Genomic DNA, 14,610 nt, shown 5'->3' on the forward strand with positions numbered 1-14,610 from the left:
AATCTCGCCGGCGTCGATACTCCGGCGTACCAACGAGGAGATCGGTTCGTGACGATCCGCGTAGGCATCAACGGCTTTGGCCGCATCGGTCGTAACTACTTCCGCGCGCTGCTGGAGCAGGGTGCGGACATCGAGATCGTGGCTGTCAACGACCTGGGTGACACCGCGACCACCGCACACCTCCTGAAGTACGACACCATCCTGGGCCGCCTCAAGGCCGAGGTGTCGCACACCGAGGACACCATCACCGTCGACGGTCACACCATCAAGGTGCTGTCCGAGCGCAACCCCGCCGACATCCCGTGGGGCGAGCTGGGCGTCGACATCGTGGTCGAGTCCACGGGCATCTTCACGAAGAAGGCCGACGCCGAGAAGCACATCGCCGGCGGCGCCAAGAAGGTCCTCATCTCGGCTCCGGCCAAGGAAGAGGACATCACCATCGTGATGGGCGTCAACCAGGACCAGTACGACCCGGCGAACCACCACGTCATCTCCAACGCCTCCTGCACCACCAACTGTGTGGCGCCGATGGCCAAGGTTCTCGACGAGAACTTCGGCATCGTCAAGGGCCTGATGACGACGGTGCACGCGTACACCAACGACCAGCGCATCCTGGACTTCCCGCACAGCGACCTGCGCCGCGCCCGCGCCGCCGCGGAGAACATCATCCCGACCACGACGGGCGCCGCCAAGGCCACCGCCCTGGTCCTCCCGCAGCTCAAGGGCAAGCTCGACGGCATCGCGATGCGCGTCCCGGTCCCGACCGGCTCGGCCACCGACCTGGTCGTGGAGCTCCAGCGCGAGACCACCAAGGACGAGATCAACGCCGCGTTCAAGAAGGCCGCCGACGGCGAGCTGAAGGGCTTCCTCTCCTACACCGACGACCCGATCGTGTCGTCCGACATCGTCAGCGACCCGTCCTCCTGCACCTTCGACTCCTCCCTGACCATGGTCCAGGAGGGCAAGACGGTGAAGATCCTCGGCTGGTACGACAACGAGTGGGGCTACTCCAACCGCCTCGTGGACCTGACGGTCTTCGTCGGTGGTCAGCTCTAGAGTTCTAGAGCAGCAAGGCACTCAGATGTGAGCGAAGGGTCCGGACCCGCGCGACGCCGCGCGACAGTCCGGACCCTTCGCACGTCAGCCTCACCGTTCTTTCAAGGAGCCGAGTCATGAAGACCATTGAGGAACTTCTCGCCGAAGGAGTCGACGGGAAGCGGGTGTTCGTCCGCGCCGACCTCAACGTGCCGCTGGCCGACGGCCTCATCACCGACGACGGCCGCATCCGCGCCGTGCTGCCCACCGTCACGGCGCTCGCCGACGCGGGCGCCAAGGTGATCGTCGCCTCCCACCTGGGCCGTCCCAAGGGCGCCCCGGACCCGCAGTTCTCGCTGCTGCCCGCCGCCGAGCGCCTCGGCGAACTCCTCGGCAAGCCCGTCGCCTTCGCCCAGGACACGGTCGGCCCCGCCGCCAACGAGGCCGTGGACGGACTGGAGCCGGGCCAGGTCGCCGTCATCGAGAACCTGCGCTTCAACGCCGGGGAGACCAGCAAGGACGACGCCGAGCGCGGCGACTTCGCCGGGCAGCTCGCCAACCTCGCCGACGTGTACGTGGGCGACGGCTTCGGCGCGGTCCACCGCAAGCACGCCTCCGTGTACGACCTGCCGAAGCGGCTGCCGCACTACGCCGGCTTCCTCATCGCCACCGAGGTCGGCGTCCTGAAGAAGCTCACCGAGGACGTCCGGCGCCCCTACGTGGTCGCGCTCGGCGGCGCCAAGGTCTCCGACAAGCTGGCCGTCATCGACCAGCTGCTCGGCAAGGCCGACCGCCTCCTCATCGGCGGCGGCATGGCGTACACGTTCCTCAAGGCCAAGGGCTACGAGGTCGGCATCTCGCTCCTCCAGGAGGACCAGCTGCCGGCCGTCACCGAGTACATGGAGCGCGCCGAGAAGAACGGCGTGGAGCTCGTGCTCCCGGTCGACGTCCTGGTCTCGCCGGAGTTCCCCGACCTCAAGGGCAAGACCCCGGCCAACCCCACCACCGTCGCCGCGGACGCCATCCCGGCCGACCAGGAGGGCCTGGACATCGGCCCGGAGACCCGCAAGCTGTACGCCGCCAAGCTCGCCGACGCGCAGACCGTGTTCTGGAACGGTCCCATGGGCGTCTTCGAGCACCCCGACTACGCCGAGGGCACCAAGGCGGTCGCCCAGGCCCTCATCGACGCTCCCGGTTTCACCGTGGTGGGCGGCGGAGACTCCGCCGCGGCGGTCCGTACCCTGGGCTTCGACGAGAAGGCATTCGGCCACATCTCGACCGGTGGCGGCGCCTCCCTCGAATACCTCGAGGGCAAGACGCTGCCCGGTCTCGCCGCACTGGAGGACTGACCCCGCATGACTGCTCCCGTACAGGGCCGCACGCCGCTGATGGCGGGCAACTGGAAGATGAACCTCAACCACCTCGAGGCCATCGCGCACGTCCAGAAGCTCGCCTTCGCTCTCGCGGACAAGGACTACGAGGCCGTCGAGGTCGCCGTCCTGCCGCCGTTCACCGACCTGCGCTCCGTGCAGACGCTGGTCGACGGCGACAAGCTCAAGATCAAGTACGGCGCCCAGGACCTCTCGGCGCACGACTCCGGCGCGTACACCGGCGAGATCTCCGGTCCGATGCTCGCCAAGCTGAAGTGCACCTTCGTGGCCATCGGCCACTCGGAGCGCCGCCAGTACCACGACGAGACCGACGAGATCGTCAACGCCAAGGTCAAGGCCGCGTACAAGCACGGCCTCACGCCGATCCTGTGCGTCGGTGAGGAGCTGGACGTCCGCGAGGCGGGCAACCACGTCTCCCACACGCTCGCCCAGGTCGAGGGCGGCCTCAAGGACCTGCCCGCCGAGCAGGCCGAGACCATCGTCATCGCCTACGAGCCCGTGTGGGCCATCGGCACCGGCAAGGTGTGCGGCGCCGACGACGCGCAGGAGGTCTGCGCGGCCGTCCGCGGCAAGCTCGCCGAGCTGTACTCGCAGGACGTCGCCGACAAGATCCGCATCCAGTACGGCGGTTCGGTGAAGTCCGGCAACGTCGCGGAGATCATGGCGAAGCCCGATATCGACGGCGCGCTGATCGGCGGCGCCTCGCTGGACGCCGACGAGTTCGTCAAGATCGTCCGCTTCCACGAGCAGTGACACGAGCAGTGAGTAGGCGCTAGGCGCCATACGTCGTACCCTTGCGGGGCCGGGCGACTGCCGCCCGGCCCCGTCGTCCGAGAAGTTCCGAGGAAGTTGGTCCAGCCGTGGTTATGGGGTTCTCGATCGCCCTGATCGTCTTCAGCCTGCTGCTGATGCTCCTTGTGCTCATGCACAAGGGAAAGGGTGGCGGTCTCTCCGACATGTTCGGTGGCGGCATGCAGTCCTCCGTCGGCGGCTCCTCGGTCGCCGAGCGCAACCTCGACCGGATCACGATCGTGGTGGGTCTGCTGTGGTTCGCGTGCATCGTGGTGCTAGGCATCCTGATGAAGATCAACAACTGATACGCGCACGATCAGCGACTGATCGCCGCTCACAACCGCATACTGCTCACGTAAAGCCCCATGTTCGGTACGCGCTCAACAACGCGGCCTATCATGGGGCTTGCGTCTAGGGAGCGATGTAACTCCAATCACTGGACGCGCGTTGGGCCTTACGTAGACTGAGGCGCTCCGCGGCGAAGCTGACACGCCGACACGCTTCGCGGCACCATCACGCAGGGAGTTACGACCGTGGCAAGTGGCAACGCGATCCGAGGAAGTCGGGTCGGGGCGGGGCCGATGGGTGAGGCCGAGCGCGGCGAGTCCGCGCCACGCCTGCGCATCTCCTTCTGGTGCTCGAACGGGCACGAGACGCAGCCGAGCTTCGCCTCCGACGCGCAGGTGCCGGAGACCTGGGACTGTCCGCGCTGCGGCTTCCCGGCCGGGCAGGACCGGGACAACCCGCCGGACCCGCCGCGTACGGAGCCGTACAAGACGCACCTGGCCTACGTCAGGGAGCGGCGCAGCGACGCGGACGGCGAGGCGATCCTCGCCGAGGCGCTCGCGAAACTGCGGGGCGAGATCTGAGTCGGCGAAAGGGCCGGGCACACGGGAAGGTGCCCGGCCCTTATCCGTACTTTCGGCGCACCGAAAGGCCCGATTCACCCTGATCAATTAGGTTGGGTGGCGGCAGCGGAGCACCGTACGCACGCAGGTACGAGAGAAGGCTGAAGTTCGAGATGAACGCGTCCGACAAGCAGACAGCACTGACCCAGACGCCCGAGTGGCAGGCGCTCGCCAAGCACCGTGAGCAGCTGGGCGACGTACAGCTCCGGGAGCTCTTCGAGGCGGATCCCGCGCGCGGGTCCGGCTGGACGCTGCGGGTCGGTGACCTGCACGTCGACTACTCGAAGCACCTGGTCACCGACGAGACGCTGAGCCTGCTGCGCGAGCTGGCCGCCGCGACGGACGTCTTCGGCCTGCGCGACGCCATGTTCCGCGGCGAGAAGATCAACACGACGGAGGACCGGGCCGTCCTGCACACCGCGCTGCGCGCCCCGGCCGACGCCGTGATCGAGGTCGACGGCGAGAACGTGGTGCCGGGCGTGCACGCCGTGCTCGACAAGATGGCCGCCTTCGCCGACCGGGTCAGGTCGGGGGAGTGGACCGGACACACCGGCAAGCGCATCAGGAACGTCGTCAACATCGGTATCGGCGGCTCCGACCTCGGACCGGCGATGGCGTACGAGGTGCTGCGCTCCTTCACCGACCGCGAGCTGACCGTCCGGTTCGTGTCGAACGTCGACGGAGCCGATCTGCACGAGGCCGTACGGGACCTGGACCCGGCCGAGACGCTGTTCGTCATCGCCTCGAAGACGTTCACCACCATCGAGACGATCACCAACGCGACGTCCGCGCGCAACTGGCTGCTCACCGGGCTGAGGGCCGGTCAGGACGCCGTCGCCAAGCACTTCGTGGCGCTGTCGACGAACGCCGAGAAGGTCTCCGAGTTCGGCATCGACACGGCCAACATGTTCGAGTTCTGGGACTGGGTCGGCGGCCGCTACTCGTACGACTCCGCGATCGGCCTGTCGCTGATGATCGCCATCGGGCCCGCCGCCTTCCGCGAGATGCTCGACGGCTTCCACCTCGTGGACGAGCACTTCCGCACGGCGCCCGCCGAGTCCAACGTGCCGCTGCTGATGGGCCTGTTGGGCATCTGGTACGGCAACTTCCACGACGCCCAGTCGCACGCCGTGCTGCCGTACTCGCACTACCTCTCCAAGTTCACGGCGTACCTCCAGCAGCTCGACATGGAGTCGAACGGGAAGTACGTGCAGCGGAGCGGCGAGGAGGTCGGCTGGCAGACCGGCCCCGTGGTGTGGGGCACGCCGGGCACCAACGGGCAGCACGCCTACTACCAACTCATCCACCAGGGAACGAAGTTGATCCCGGCGGACTTCATCGGCTTCGCCGAGCCCGTCGCCGATCTGCTGCCCGGACTCGTCGCCCAGCACGACCTGCTGATGGCCAACTTCTTCGCGCAGACCCAGGCGTTGGCCTTCGGCAAGACGCCCGACGAGGTGCGCGCCGAGGGGGTGCCCGAGGAGCTGGTGCCGCACAAGACGTTCAAGGGCAACCACCCGACGACCACGATCCTCGCCAAGGACCTCACGCCGTCCGTGCTCGGCCAGTTGGTGGCGCTGTACGAGCACAAGGTGTTCGTCCAGGGCGCGGTGTGGAACATCGACTCCTTCGACCAGTGGGGCGTCGAGCTCGGCAAGGTGCTCGCCAAGCGCGTCGAGCCGGCGCTCACCGAGGGCGCGGACGTGCCGGGACTCGACGAGTCGACCAAGGCGCTCGTCGCCACGTACCGTGCGCTGCGTGGGCGTTCGTGACGAACGCCACCGTGGAACGGCCGGACTCCGCGGCCCCGTGGACGCCGCGTCAGGTCGCTTACGCCGCCGCGACGTTGCGCGGGAAACGATAATCGGGTGCGGCGACGCCGCCCGGCGGGCGAGACTGCCCGTCCGTGACCCAGCCGGGAGGCACCCGTGGACCAGCTCATGTCGGCGCTCGCCGATCCCGAACGACTCAGGCTGTACGCGCGCGTCGTCCTCGGCGACCTGCCGCCCCGCGAGGAGGACTCCCCGGTGGCCCGGCGCCATCTGGGCCGGCTGATGGCCGCGGGCCTCGTCGAGCGCTGCGAGGACGGGTCGCTGCGGGCGGGCCCCGAGGTGTTCCGGCGCCACCGCACGCCCGAGCCCGCCACGGGGGTGCCGCGCCACCTCACCGGGTTCTTCGCGCGCGGCCGGCTCACGGCCATACCGGTGCGGCCGGCCGTGCGCCACGAACTCCTCGTGCACCTCACGGACACCCTCTTCGACGCCGACCGCACCTACAGCGAGCGCGAGGTCAACGCGGCGCTGCGCACGGTCCACGACGACACGGCCGCGCTGCGCCGCTACTGCGTGATCGACGGCTTGCTCGTACGGGAGAAGGACGGAACGGACTACCGGGTGCCGCAGCAGGCGTAGGGGCCCACCTCTTCAAGAGGTGGGCCCCTACGTGTTGTGCCGTACTACGCGCGCGTGGTGGTCACGACACGGCCGGCGGATACAGCTCCGGCGGCAGCTGCGAGGCCGCGGCCGCGTCCAGCAGCCACAGCGTCCGCGAGCGGCCGTACGCGCCCGCCGCCGGGGCCTGGATCTCGCCCGCGCCGGACAGCGCGATCGCCGCGGCCTTCGCCTTGTCCTCGCCCGCCGCCAGCAGCCACACCTCGCGCGCGGCCCGGATCGCCGGGAGCGTGAGCGTGGTGCGGGTGGGCGGGGGCTTGGGGGCGCCGTGCACGCCGACGACCGTGCGCTCCGTCTCGCGGACCGCCGGAAGCTCCGGGAAGAGCGACGCGACGTGCGTGTCCGGGCCGACGCCGAGCATCAGGACGTCGAAGGTCGGCACCGGGCCGTGGTCCTCGGGCCCCGCCGCCTTCGCGAGCTCGGCCGCGTACGCCTCGGCCGCGGCGTCCGCCTCCAGGGAACCGTCCGACGCGGGCATGGGGTGCACGCGCGCGGGGTCCAGCGGCACCGCGTCCAGCAGCGCCTCCTTGGCCTGCGTGTAGTTGCGGTCGGGGTCGCCGTCCGGCAGGAACCGCTCGTCGCCCCACCACAGGTCGAGGCGGCCCCAGTCGATCGCGTCCCGCGCGGGCGCCGCCTTCAGCGCCGCGAGCAGGCCGTTGCCGTTGCGGCCGCCCGTCAGGACGACGGAGGCGGTGCCGCGGGCGGACTGGGCGTCGACGATCTTCGTGATCAGTCGGGCCGCGGCCGCCTGCGCCATCAGCTCCTTGTCCCGGTGGACGACGAGTTGGGGTGCTGCGCTCACGTGTCTTCGCTCACTTCGTCGAGGCATTCTTGGCCGCCCGCTTGGCGGGTGCCTTCTTGGCCGGTGCCTTCTTCGCCGCCGTCTTCTGGGCGGGCGCCGCGCCGGCCGCGGCGGAGGCCGCCTCGGACACCGCGTCCGGCACCGTCTTCTGGTCCTCCGGCTCGCCCAGCCGGTCCACGCCGAACTTCAGCGCGGCGGCGTACGTGTCGTCCGGGTCGAGGCGGCGCAGCTCCTCCGCGATCAGCTCGGACGTCTCGCGGCGCTTGAGCGCGACCGCGCGGTCCGGCTGGCCCTGGATGGAGAGCGTGGCCAGCGTGCCGTCGGCCCGGTCGAGCACGATCGGGCCGCAGGTGGACTCCAGGCGGACGCCGGTCAGACCCGGGCCCGCCGACAGCGACCGCTTCACCGGCACGTCGAGGCGGTCCGCCAGCCACATGGCCAGCAGCTCGCAGCTCGGGTTGAACTCCTCGCCCTCGACCTCGACCGAGGTGACGTCGCAGGTCACCTGGTCGAGCGCGGCGGCGAGCATCGAGCGCCACGGCGTGATGCGGGTCCACGACAGGTCCGTGTCGCCGGGCGCGTAGGACGCCGCGCGGGCCTCCAGCTCGTGGACCGGCTGCTCGGCCGCGTACGTGTCGGTGACGCGGCGCTGGGCGAGCGCGCCCAGCGGGTCGTTCGCGGGGTCCAGCGGGGCGTCCACGGGCCACCAGACGACCGTCGGGGCGTCCGGCAGGAGGAGCGGCAGCACGACCGACTGGGCGTGGTTGACGACCTCGCCGTACAGGCGCAGGACGACGGTCTCGCCGGTGCCCGCCTCGGCGCCCACCCGGACCTCGGCGTCGAGCCGGGACTTGGTGCGGTCGCGGGGCGAGCGGGAGACGCGCTTGATGACGACGAGCGTGCGCGAAGGGTGCTCGCGCGACGCCTCGTTGGCCGCCTTGAGCGCGTCGTAGGCGTTCTCCTCGTCGGTGACGATGACGAGGGTGAGCACCATGCCGACGGCAGGTGTGCCGATGGACCGGCGCCCTTGTACGAGCGCCTTGTTGACCTTGCTGGACGTGGTGTCCGTGAGATCGATCTTCATGGCCGCCGCCAGCTCCGTCCGTCTCGTGCGAGCATGTCGTCCGCCTCGGCGGGCCCCCACGTGCCGGACGGGTACTGCGCGGGCTTGCCGTGCTTGTCCCAGTACTCCTCGATCGGGTCGAGGATGTTCCAGGACAGCTCGACCTCCTCCGTGCGCGGGAAGAGGTTGGCGTCGCCCAGCAGGACGTCCAGGATGAGCCGCTCGTACGCCTCCGGGCTCGACTCCGTGAAGGACTCGCCGTAGGCGAAGTCCATCGAGACGTCCCGGATCTCCATCGAGGTGCCCGGCACCTTGGAGCCGAAGCGGACCGTGATGCCCTCGTCCGGCTGGACGCGGATCACGATCGCGTTCTTGCCCAGCTCCTCCGTCGCCGTGTGGTCGAAGGGGGAGTGCGGGGCGCGCTGGAAGACGACGGCGATCTCGGTGACACGCCGGCCGAGCCGCTTGCCGGTCCGCAGGTAGAAGGGCACGCCCGCCCAACGGCGGTTGTCCACCTCCAGCTTGACGGCCGCGTAGGTGTCGGTCTTCGACTTGGGGTCGATGCCGTCTTCCTGGAGGTAGCCGACGGCCTTCTCGCCGCCCTGCCACCCGGCCGCGTACTGCGCGAACACCGTGTCCTTGCCGATGTCCTTCGGCAGCCGCACGGCGCCCAGCACCTTGGCCTTCTCCGTGACGAGCGCGTCCGCGTCGAAGGAGGCGGGCTCCTCCATCGCGGTCAGCGCCATCAGCTGGAGCAGGTGGTTCTGGATGACGTCGCGCGCGGCGCCGATGCCGTCGTAGTAACCGGCACGGCCGCCGATGCCGATGTCCTCGGCCATCGTGATCTGGATGTGGTCGACGTAGGACCGGTTCCAGATCGGCTCGAACATCTGGTTGGCGAAGCGCAGCGCCAGGATGTTCTGGACGGTCTCCTTGCCGAGGTAGTGGTCGATCCGGAACACCTGGTCCGGGTCGAACACCTCGTGCACGATCGCGTTCAGCTCCTTGGCGGAGGCGAGGTCGTGGCCGAACGGCTTCTCGATGACGGCGCGCCGCCAGGAGCCCTCGGGCGCGTCCGCCAGCTCGTGCTTCTTGAGCTGCTGCACGACCTGGGGGAAGAACTTGGGGGGAACGGAGAGGTAGAACGCGAAGTTGCCGCCCGTGCCCTGCGACTTGTCGAGATCGTTGATCGTGGCCTTGAGCTGCTCGAACGCGTCGTCGTCGTCGAAGTTGCCCTGGACGAAGCGCATCCCCTGGATGAGCTGCTGCCAGACCTCCTCGCGGAACGGCGTGCGCGCGTGCTGCTTGACCGCGTCGTGCACCTCCTGCGCGAAGTCCTCGTCCTGCCACTCGCGGCGGGCGAACCCGATCAGCGAGAAGCCGGGCGGGAGCAGACCCCGGTTCGCGAGGTCATAAACCGCAGGCATCAGCTTCTTACGTGACAAATCGCCCGTAACGCCGAAGATCACCAGACCCGACGGCCCCGCGATGCGCGGGAGCCGTCGGTCGGCGGCGTCACGGAGCGGATTGCCGTTCGCTCCGTGTGCGGTCAAGGGATCAGCCCTCCGAGGGGGCGAGGCGCTTGAGCTCCGCCTCGGTCGACTTCAGCAGGTCGTTCCAGGACGCCTCGAACTTCTCGACGCCCTCGTCCTCCAGCAGCTGCACGACCTCGTCGTACGAGATCCCCAGCTTCTCGACGGCCTCGATCTCCTTGCGGGACTGGTCGTACGTGCCCGCGATCGTGTTCCCGGAGATCTGGCCGTGGTCGGCCGTCGACTCCAGCGTGGCCTCCGGCATGGTGTTCACCGTGCCCGGGGCGACCAGCTCGTCGACGTACAGGGTGTCCTTGTACGCCTTGTCCTTCACGCCGGTCGAGGCCCACAGCGGACGCTGCTTGTTGGCCTGCGCCTTGTCGAGGGCGGCCCAGCGGTCCGAGGAGAAGACCTCCTCGAACGCCTCGTACGCGAGACGGGCGTTGGCGAGAGCGGCCTTGCCGCGCGCCGCCTTGGCGTCGTCCGTGCCGAGCGCGTCGATCCGCTTGTCGATCTCGGTGTCCACGCGGGACACGAAGAAGGAGGCGACCGAGTGGATCTGGGACAGGTCGAGGCCCTTGGCCTTGGCCTTCTCCAGGCCCGCGAGGTAGGCGTCCATGACCTCGCGGTAGCGCTCCAGGGAGAAGATCAGCGTGACGTTGACGCTGATCCCGTTGCCGATCGTCTCGGTGATCGCGGGCAGGCCCGCCTTGGTCGCCGGGATCTTGATCAGCGTGTTCGGCCGGTCCACCAGCCACGCCAGCTGGCGGGCCTCGGCGACCGTCGCCCTGGTGTTGTGCGCCAGGCGCGGGTCGACCTCGATCGACACCCGGCCGTCCTGGCCGCCCGTCGCGTCGAAGACCGGGCGCAGGATGTCGGCGGCGTCGCGGACGTCCGCCGTCGTGATCATGCGGATGGCTTCCTCGACGGTGACCTTGCGGGCGGCGAGGTCGGCGAGCTGCTGGTCGTAGCCGTCGCCCTGCGAGATCGCCTTCTGGAAGATCGACGGGTTGGTGGTGACGCCCACGACGTGCTGCTGGTCGATCAGCTCGGCGAGGTTGCCGGACGTGATCCGCTTGCGCGACAGGTCGTCCAGCCAGATCGCCACGCCTTCCTCGGAGAGGCGCTTGAGTGCGTCTGTCATGGAAATTGCATCTCCTACGTGTCGTGTAGTGGCGTCAGCGCTGAGCCGCGGCGAGAGATTCCTTCGCCTTCGCGGCGACGTTCTCCGCAGTGAAGCCGAACTCCTTGAAGAGGACCTTGCCGTCGGCGGACGCGCCGAAGTGCTCCAGCGAAACGATGCGACCGGCGTCCCCGACGAAGCGGTGCCAGGTCAGACCGATGCCGGCCTCGACCGCGACGCGCGCCTTGACCGACGGCGGCAGGACGCTGTCCCGGTACCCCTGGTCCTGGCCTTCGAACCACTCGACGCACGGCATCGAGACGACGCGGGTGGCGATGCCCTCGGACTCCAGCTGCTCGCGGGCCTCGACGGCCAGGTGCACCTCGGAACCGGTGGCGATCAGGATCAGGTCCGGCGTCTCCTTCGAGGCCTCGGCGAGGACGTAACCGCCCTTGGCCGTGTCCTCGTTCGCCTCGTACGTCGGTACGCCCTGGCGGGTCAGCGACAGGCCGTGCGGGTGCGAGACGCCGTACTCCTTCTTGCCGCGGCGCAGGATCTCGCGCCAGGCGATCGCCGTCTCGTTGGCGTCCGCGGGGCGTACGACGTTGAGGCCGGGGATCGCGCGCAGCGACGCCAGGTGCTCGACCGGCTGGTGGGTCGGGCCGTCCTCACCGAGACCGATGGAGTCGTGCGTCCACACGTAGGTGACGGGCAGCGACATCAGCGCGGAGAGGCGCACGGCGTTGCGCATGTAGTCGGAGAACACCAGGAAGGTGCCGCCGTAGATGCGCGTGTGGCCGTGCAGCGCGATGCCGTTCATCTCCGCGGCCATGGAGTGCTCACGGATGCCGAAGTGCACCGTGCGGCCGTACGGGTCGGCCTCCGGCAGCGGGTTGCCCTTCGGGAGGAAGGACGACGTCTTGTCGATCGTCGTGTTGTTCGAACCCGCGAGGTCGGCGGAGCCGCCCCACAGCTCGGGGATCACACCGCCGAGCGCCTGGAGCACCTTGCCGGACGCGGCGCGGGTGGCGACACCCTTGCCGGTCTCGAAGACGGGGAGCTTCTCCTCCCAGCCCGCGGGCAGCTCGCCCGCCTGGATGCGGTCGAACTCGGCGGCGCGCTCCGCGTTGGCGGTGCGCCACTCCTGAAGCGACTTCTCCCACTCGGCCTTGGCCTGCGCGCCGCGCTCCAGGGCGCCGCGCGTGTGGTTGATGACCTCGTCGGAGACCTCGAAGGTCTTCTCCGGGTCGAAGCCGAGGACGCGCTTGGTGGCGGCCACCTCGTCGTCGCCGAGCGCCGAGCCGTGCGCGGCCTCGGTGTTCTGCGCGTTCGGGGCGGGCCAGGCGATGATCGAGCGCAGCGCGATGAAGGACGGCTTGTCGGTGACGGCCTTCGCGGCCTCGATGGCGTGGAAGATCGCCTCGGGGTCCAGGTCGCCGTCCGCCTTCGGCTCCACGCGCTGGACGTGCCAGCCGTACGCCTCGTAGCGCTTGCAGGTGTCCTCGGAGACCGCGGTCTCGGTGTCGCCCTCGATCGAGATGTGGTTGTCGTCCCACAGCAGGATCAGGTTGCCGAGCTGCTGGTGACCGGCCATCGACGAGGCCTCGGCGGAGATGCCCTCCTGGAGGCAGCCGTCGCCCGCGATCGCGTAGACGTAGTGGTCGAAGGGGCTCTCGCCGGCCGCGGCCCGCGGGTCGAACAGGCCGCGCTCGTAGCGGGCGGCCATGGCCATGCCCACCGCGTTGGCGACACCCTGGCCGAGCGGGCCGGTGGTCGTCTCCACGCCGGTGGTGTGCCCGTACTCCGGGTGGCCCGGCGTCTTGGAGCCCCAGGTGCGGAATGCCTTGAGGTCGTCCAGCTCCAGGCCGAAGCCGGCCAGGTAGAGCTGGATGTAGAGGGTCAGGGAAGAGTGACCGGCGGACAGGACGAAACGGTCCCGCCCGACCCAGTCGGCGTCCGCCGGGTCGTGCCGCATCACCTTCTGGAAGAGGGTGTACGCGGCCGGGGCCAGGCTCATCGCCGTACCGGGATGGCCGTTGCCGACCTTCTGTACGGCGTCGGCGGCCAGGACACGCGCCGTGTCAACGGCCCGCTGGTCCACATCGGTCCACTCGAAGTCTGTGGTGGTCGGCTTGGTGCTCACCCTGGGTCAGGGCTCCTCTCCACATGTCTCATGCCGGTGACGTCCGCCACCGGCCGGTGTCGAGCCTACCTGCGCTGGAACGTGCTTTTTTTCGACTCGTTCCAGACTGCCGGGACTCTGTCGGATCCGCCTCCTGACGGGGATCGGCGCGCTTTCGACACGTGAATACGCAAGCGCTCAGATGGGGGCTCATCCGTGGCCGGAAAAGCTCATCCGGAGCACCCTTCCGGAGGGCGTTACGGCATGCGGGCCAACACGACCCACCCCCACGAAGGGCTGGGTATGGGCAACGTCTAGAGTGGCGTGGTACGCGCGAGCCTTTACCGGGACTTCACATCAAGTGGTCCGCATCGGGGGCTCGCTGGAGTCTCTGTCAGGGGTGTGCGTGACGGCCGTCGAATCCCGTCCAGCGGGAGCGCTGACGAGCAGCAGTCGGGGCCAGCGGCCGTTCGGGGCCCGCGTCAAGGCGTTCGTGGCGCTGACCAAGCCGCGAATCATCGAGCTGCTTCTCATCACCACGGTTCCGGTGATGTTCCTCGCGGAACAGGGCGTTCCCGACCTCTGGCTGGTGCTGATCACCTGCCTCGGCGGTTACCTCTCCGCGGGCGGGGCCAATGCCCTGAACATGTGGTACGACCGCGACATCGACGCCCTCATGGAGCGCACGTCGCAGCGGCCGCTGGTCACGGGCATGGTCAGCCCCAATGAATGCCTGGTCTTCGGCATCTCCCTCGCGGTGATCTCGACGCTGCTGTTCGGCTTCGCCGTGAACTGGCTGTCGGCCTGGCTGTCGCTCGGCGCGCTCCTCTTCTACGTGGTCGTCTACACGATGATCCTGAAGCGGCGCACCGCGCAGAACATCGTCTGGGGCGGCATCGCCGGCTGCCTGCCGGTCCTCATCGGCTGGTCGTCCGTCACGAACTCCATGTCGTGGGCGCCGATCATCCTCTTCGGGGTCATGTTCTTCTGGACGCCGCCGCACTACTGGCCGCTGTCCATGAAGGTGAAGGACGACTACGCGCGCGCGGGTGTCCCGATGCTGCCGGTCCTCGCCTCCAACAAGGTCGTCGCCAAGCAGATCGTCGCCTACAGCTGGGTGATGGTGGCGGTGTCGCTGCTGCTCCAGCCGCTCGGCTACACGGGCTGGTTCTACACGGCGGTCGCGCTGGTCTCCGGCGGGTTCTGGCTGTGGGAGGCGCACGGGCTGCAAAGTCGCGCCAAGGCCGAGGTCACGGGCGCGAAGCTCAAGGAGATGCGGCTGTTCCACTGGTCCATCACCTATGTCTCGCTGCTCTTCGTGGCGATCGCGGTGGACCCGTTCCTGCGCTGACCGGCACGGCAGGTTTCCGATGAAGTGGGGTGCGTGGCCCA

The 14,610-nt window shown here is 69.1% G+C and carries 13 protein-coding genes; 8 read left to right on the forward strand and 5 right to left on the reverse strand.

Annotation, left to right across the window (positions count from 1 at the left end):
- Positions 1-48: 48 nt before the first annotated feature.
- The 7 genes from gap (at position 49) to ACYBSK_RS08725 (ending at position 6,537) form a co-directional block, all read left to right on the forward strand.
- On the forward strand, positions 49-1,056 hold the full coding sequence (gene gap, locus ACYBSK_RS08695; RefSeq protein ID WP_460245692.1) for a type I glyceraldehyde-3-phosphate dehydrogenase: 1,008 nt from the start codon (positions 49-51) through the stop codon (positions 1,054-1,056).
- A gap of 116 nt (positions 1,057-1,172) precedes the next feature.
- A complete protein-coding gene (locus tag ACYBSK_RS08700) occupies positions 1,173-2,384 on the forward strand; it encodes a phosphoglycerate kinase (RefSeq protein ID WP_457476303.1) in 1,212 nt (403 codons plus the stop codon).
- Positions 2,385-2,423: 39 nt separating this feature from the next.
- The gene (tpiA, locus tag ACYBSK_RS08705) at positions 2,424-3,179 is read left to right on the forward strand and encodes a triose-phosphate isomerase (RefSeq protein WP_457481686.1); all 756 of its coding nucleotides are present in this window, start codon (positions 2,424-2,426) and stop codon (positions 3,177-3,179) included.
- Between the two features lie 113 nt (positions 3,180-3,292).
- Positions 3,293-3,523 carry a preprotein translocase subunit SecG gene (gene secG / locus ACYBSK_RS08710; RefSeq protein WP_306322637.1) on the forward strand — a complete coding sequence of 77 codons (231 nt, stop codon included), beginning with the start codon at positions 3,293-3,295 and terminating at the stop codon, positions 3,521-3,523.
- Positions 3,524-3,799: 276 nt separating this feature from the next.
- Positions 3,800-4,087 (forward strand): RNA polymerase-binding protein RbpA, encoded by a 288-nt coding sequence (locus tag ACYBSK_RS08715; RefSeq protein WP_007448238.1) that lies wholly within the window; start codon positions 3,800-3,802, stop codon positions 4,085-4,087.
- 152 nt (positions 4,088-4,239) lie between these two features.
- On the forward strand, positions 4,240-5,898 hold the full coding sequence (gene pgi / locus ACYBSK_RS08720; protein ID WP_460245693.1) for a glucose-6-phosphate isomerase: 1,659 nt from the start codon (positions 4,240-4,242) through the stop codon (positions 5,896-5,898).
- Between the two features lie 156 nt (positions 5,899-6,054).
- Complete coding sequence (locus tag ACYBSK_RS08725) at positions 6,055-6,537, forward strand: DUF2087 domain-containing protein (protein ID WP_457476305.1); 483 nt, start codon at positions 6,055-6,057, stop codon at positions 6,535-6,537.
- Between the two features lie 61 nt (positions 6,538-6,598).
- Here the strand turns inward: ACYBSK_RS08725 and pgl are convergent, their stop codons facing one another.
- Genes pgl through tkt form a run of 5 tightly spaced genes read right to left on the reverse strand, consistent with a single transcriptional unit; the run spans position 6,599 to position 13,239 of the window.
- Entirely contained in the window at positions 6,599-7,333 is a 735-nt protein-coding gene (gene pgl / locus ACYBSK_RS08730; RefSeq protein ID WP_460246983.1) for a 6-phosphogluconolactonase, read from the reverse strand.
- Positions 7,334-7,388: 55 nt separating this feature from the next.
- A complete protein-coding gene (gene opcA / locus ACYBSK_RS08735) occupies positions 7,389-8,462 on the reverse strand; it encodes a glucose-6-phosphate dehydrogenase assembly protein OpcA (protein ID WP_460245694.1) in 1,074 nt (357 codons plus the stop codon).
- A complete protein-coding gene (gene zwf / locus ACYBSK_RS08740; protein ID WP_457476308.1) occupies positions 8,459-9,994 on the reverse strand; it encodes a glucose-6-phosphate dehydrogenase in 1,536 nt (511 codons plus the stop codon). Before zwf ends, opcA begins: the two co-directional genes overlap by 4 nt.
- Positions 9,995-9,998: 4 nt before the next feature.
- A complete protein-coding gene (gene tal, locus ACYBSK_RS08745; RefSeq protein WP_457476309.1) occupies positions 9,999-11,117 on the reverse strand; it encodes a transaldolase in 1,119 nt (372 codons plus the stop codon).
- A 34-nt stretch (positions 11,118-11,151) separates the two neighbouring features.
- The gene (gene tkt / locus ACYBSK_RS08750) at positions 11,152-13,239 is read right to left on the reverse strand and encodes a transketolase (RefSeq protein WP_460245695.1); all 2,088 of its coding nucleotides are present in this window, start codon (positions 13,237-13,239) and stop codon (positions 11,152-11,154) included.
- Between the two features lie 379 nt (positions 13,240-13,618).
- Between tkt and ACYBSK_RS08755 the strand changes: the two genes are divergently transcribed.
- Positions 13,619-14,569, forward strand: a complete 951-nt coding sequence (locus ACYBSK_RS08755) for a heme o synthase (protein ID WP_457481687.1) — start codon at positions 13,619-13,621, stop codon at positions 14,567-14,569.
- Positions 14,570-14,610: the final 41 nt, after the last annotated feature.

It is taken from the genome of Streptomyces sp. BYX5S, assembly GCF_054724165.1.

What these genes read in the sequence shown, in the direction of transcription:
- ACYBSK_RS08700 (WP_457476303.1), top strand. Translation starts at nt 1,173, where the DNA reads ATGAAGACCATTGAGGAACTTCTCGCCGAAGGAGTCGACGGGAAGCGG.
- tpiA (WP_457481686.1), top strand. Translation starts at nt 2,424, where the DNA reads ATGGCGGGCAACTGGAAGATGAACCTCAACCACCTCGAGGCCATCGCG.
- secG (WP_306322637.1), top strand. Translation starts at nt 3,293, where the DNA reads ATGGGGTTCTCGATCGCCCTGATCGTCTTCAGCCTGCTGCTGATGCTC.
- ACYBSK_RS08715 (WP_007448238.1), top strand. Translation starts at nt 3,800, where the DNA reads ATGGGTGAGGCCGAGCGCGGCGAGTCCGCGCCACGCCTGCGCATCTCC.
- pgi (WP_460245693.1), top strand. Translation starts at nt 4,240, where the DNA reads ATGAACGCGTCCGACAAGCAGACAGCACTGACCCAGACGCCCGAGTGG.
- pgl (WP_460246983.1), bottom strand. Translation starts at nt 7,333, where the DNA reads ATGGCGCAGGCGGCCGCGGCCCGACTGATCACGAAGATCGTCGACGCC.
- opcA (WP_460245694.1), bottom strand. Translation starts at nt 8,462, where the DNA reads ATGAAGATCGATCTCACGGACACCACGTCCAGCAAGGTCAACAAGGCG.
- tal (WP_457476309.1), bottom strand. Translation starts at nt 11,117, where the DNA reads ATGACAGACGCACTCAAGCGCCTCTCCGAGGAAGGCGTGGCGATCTGG.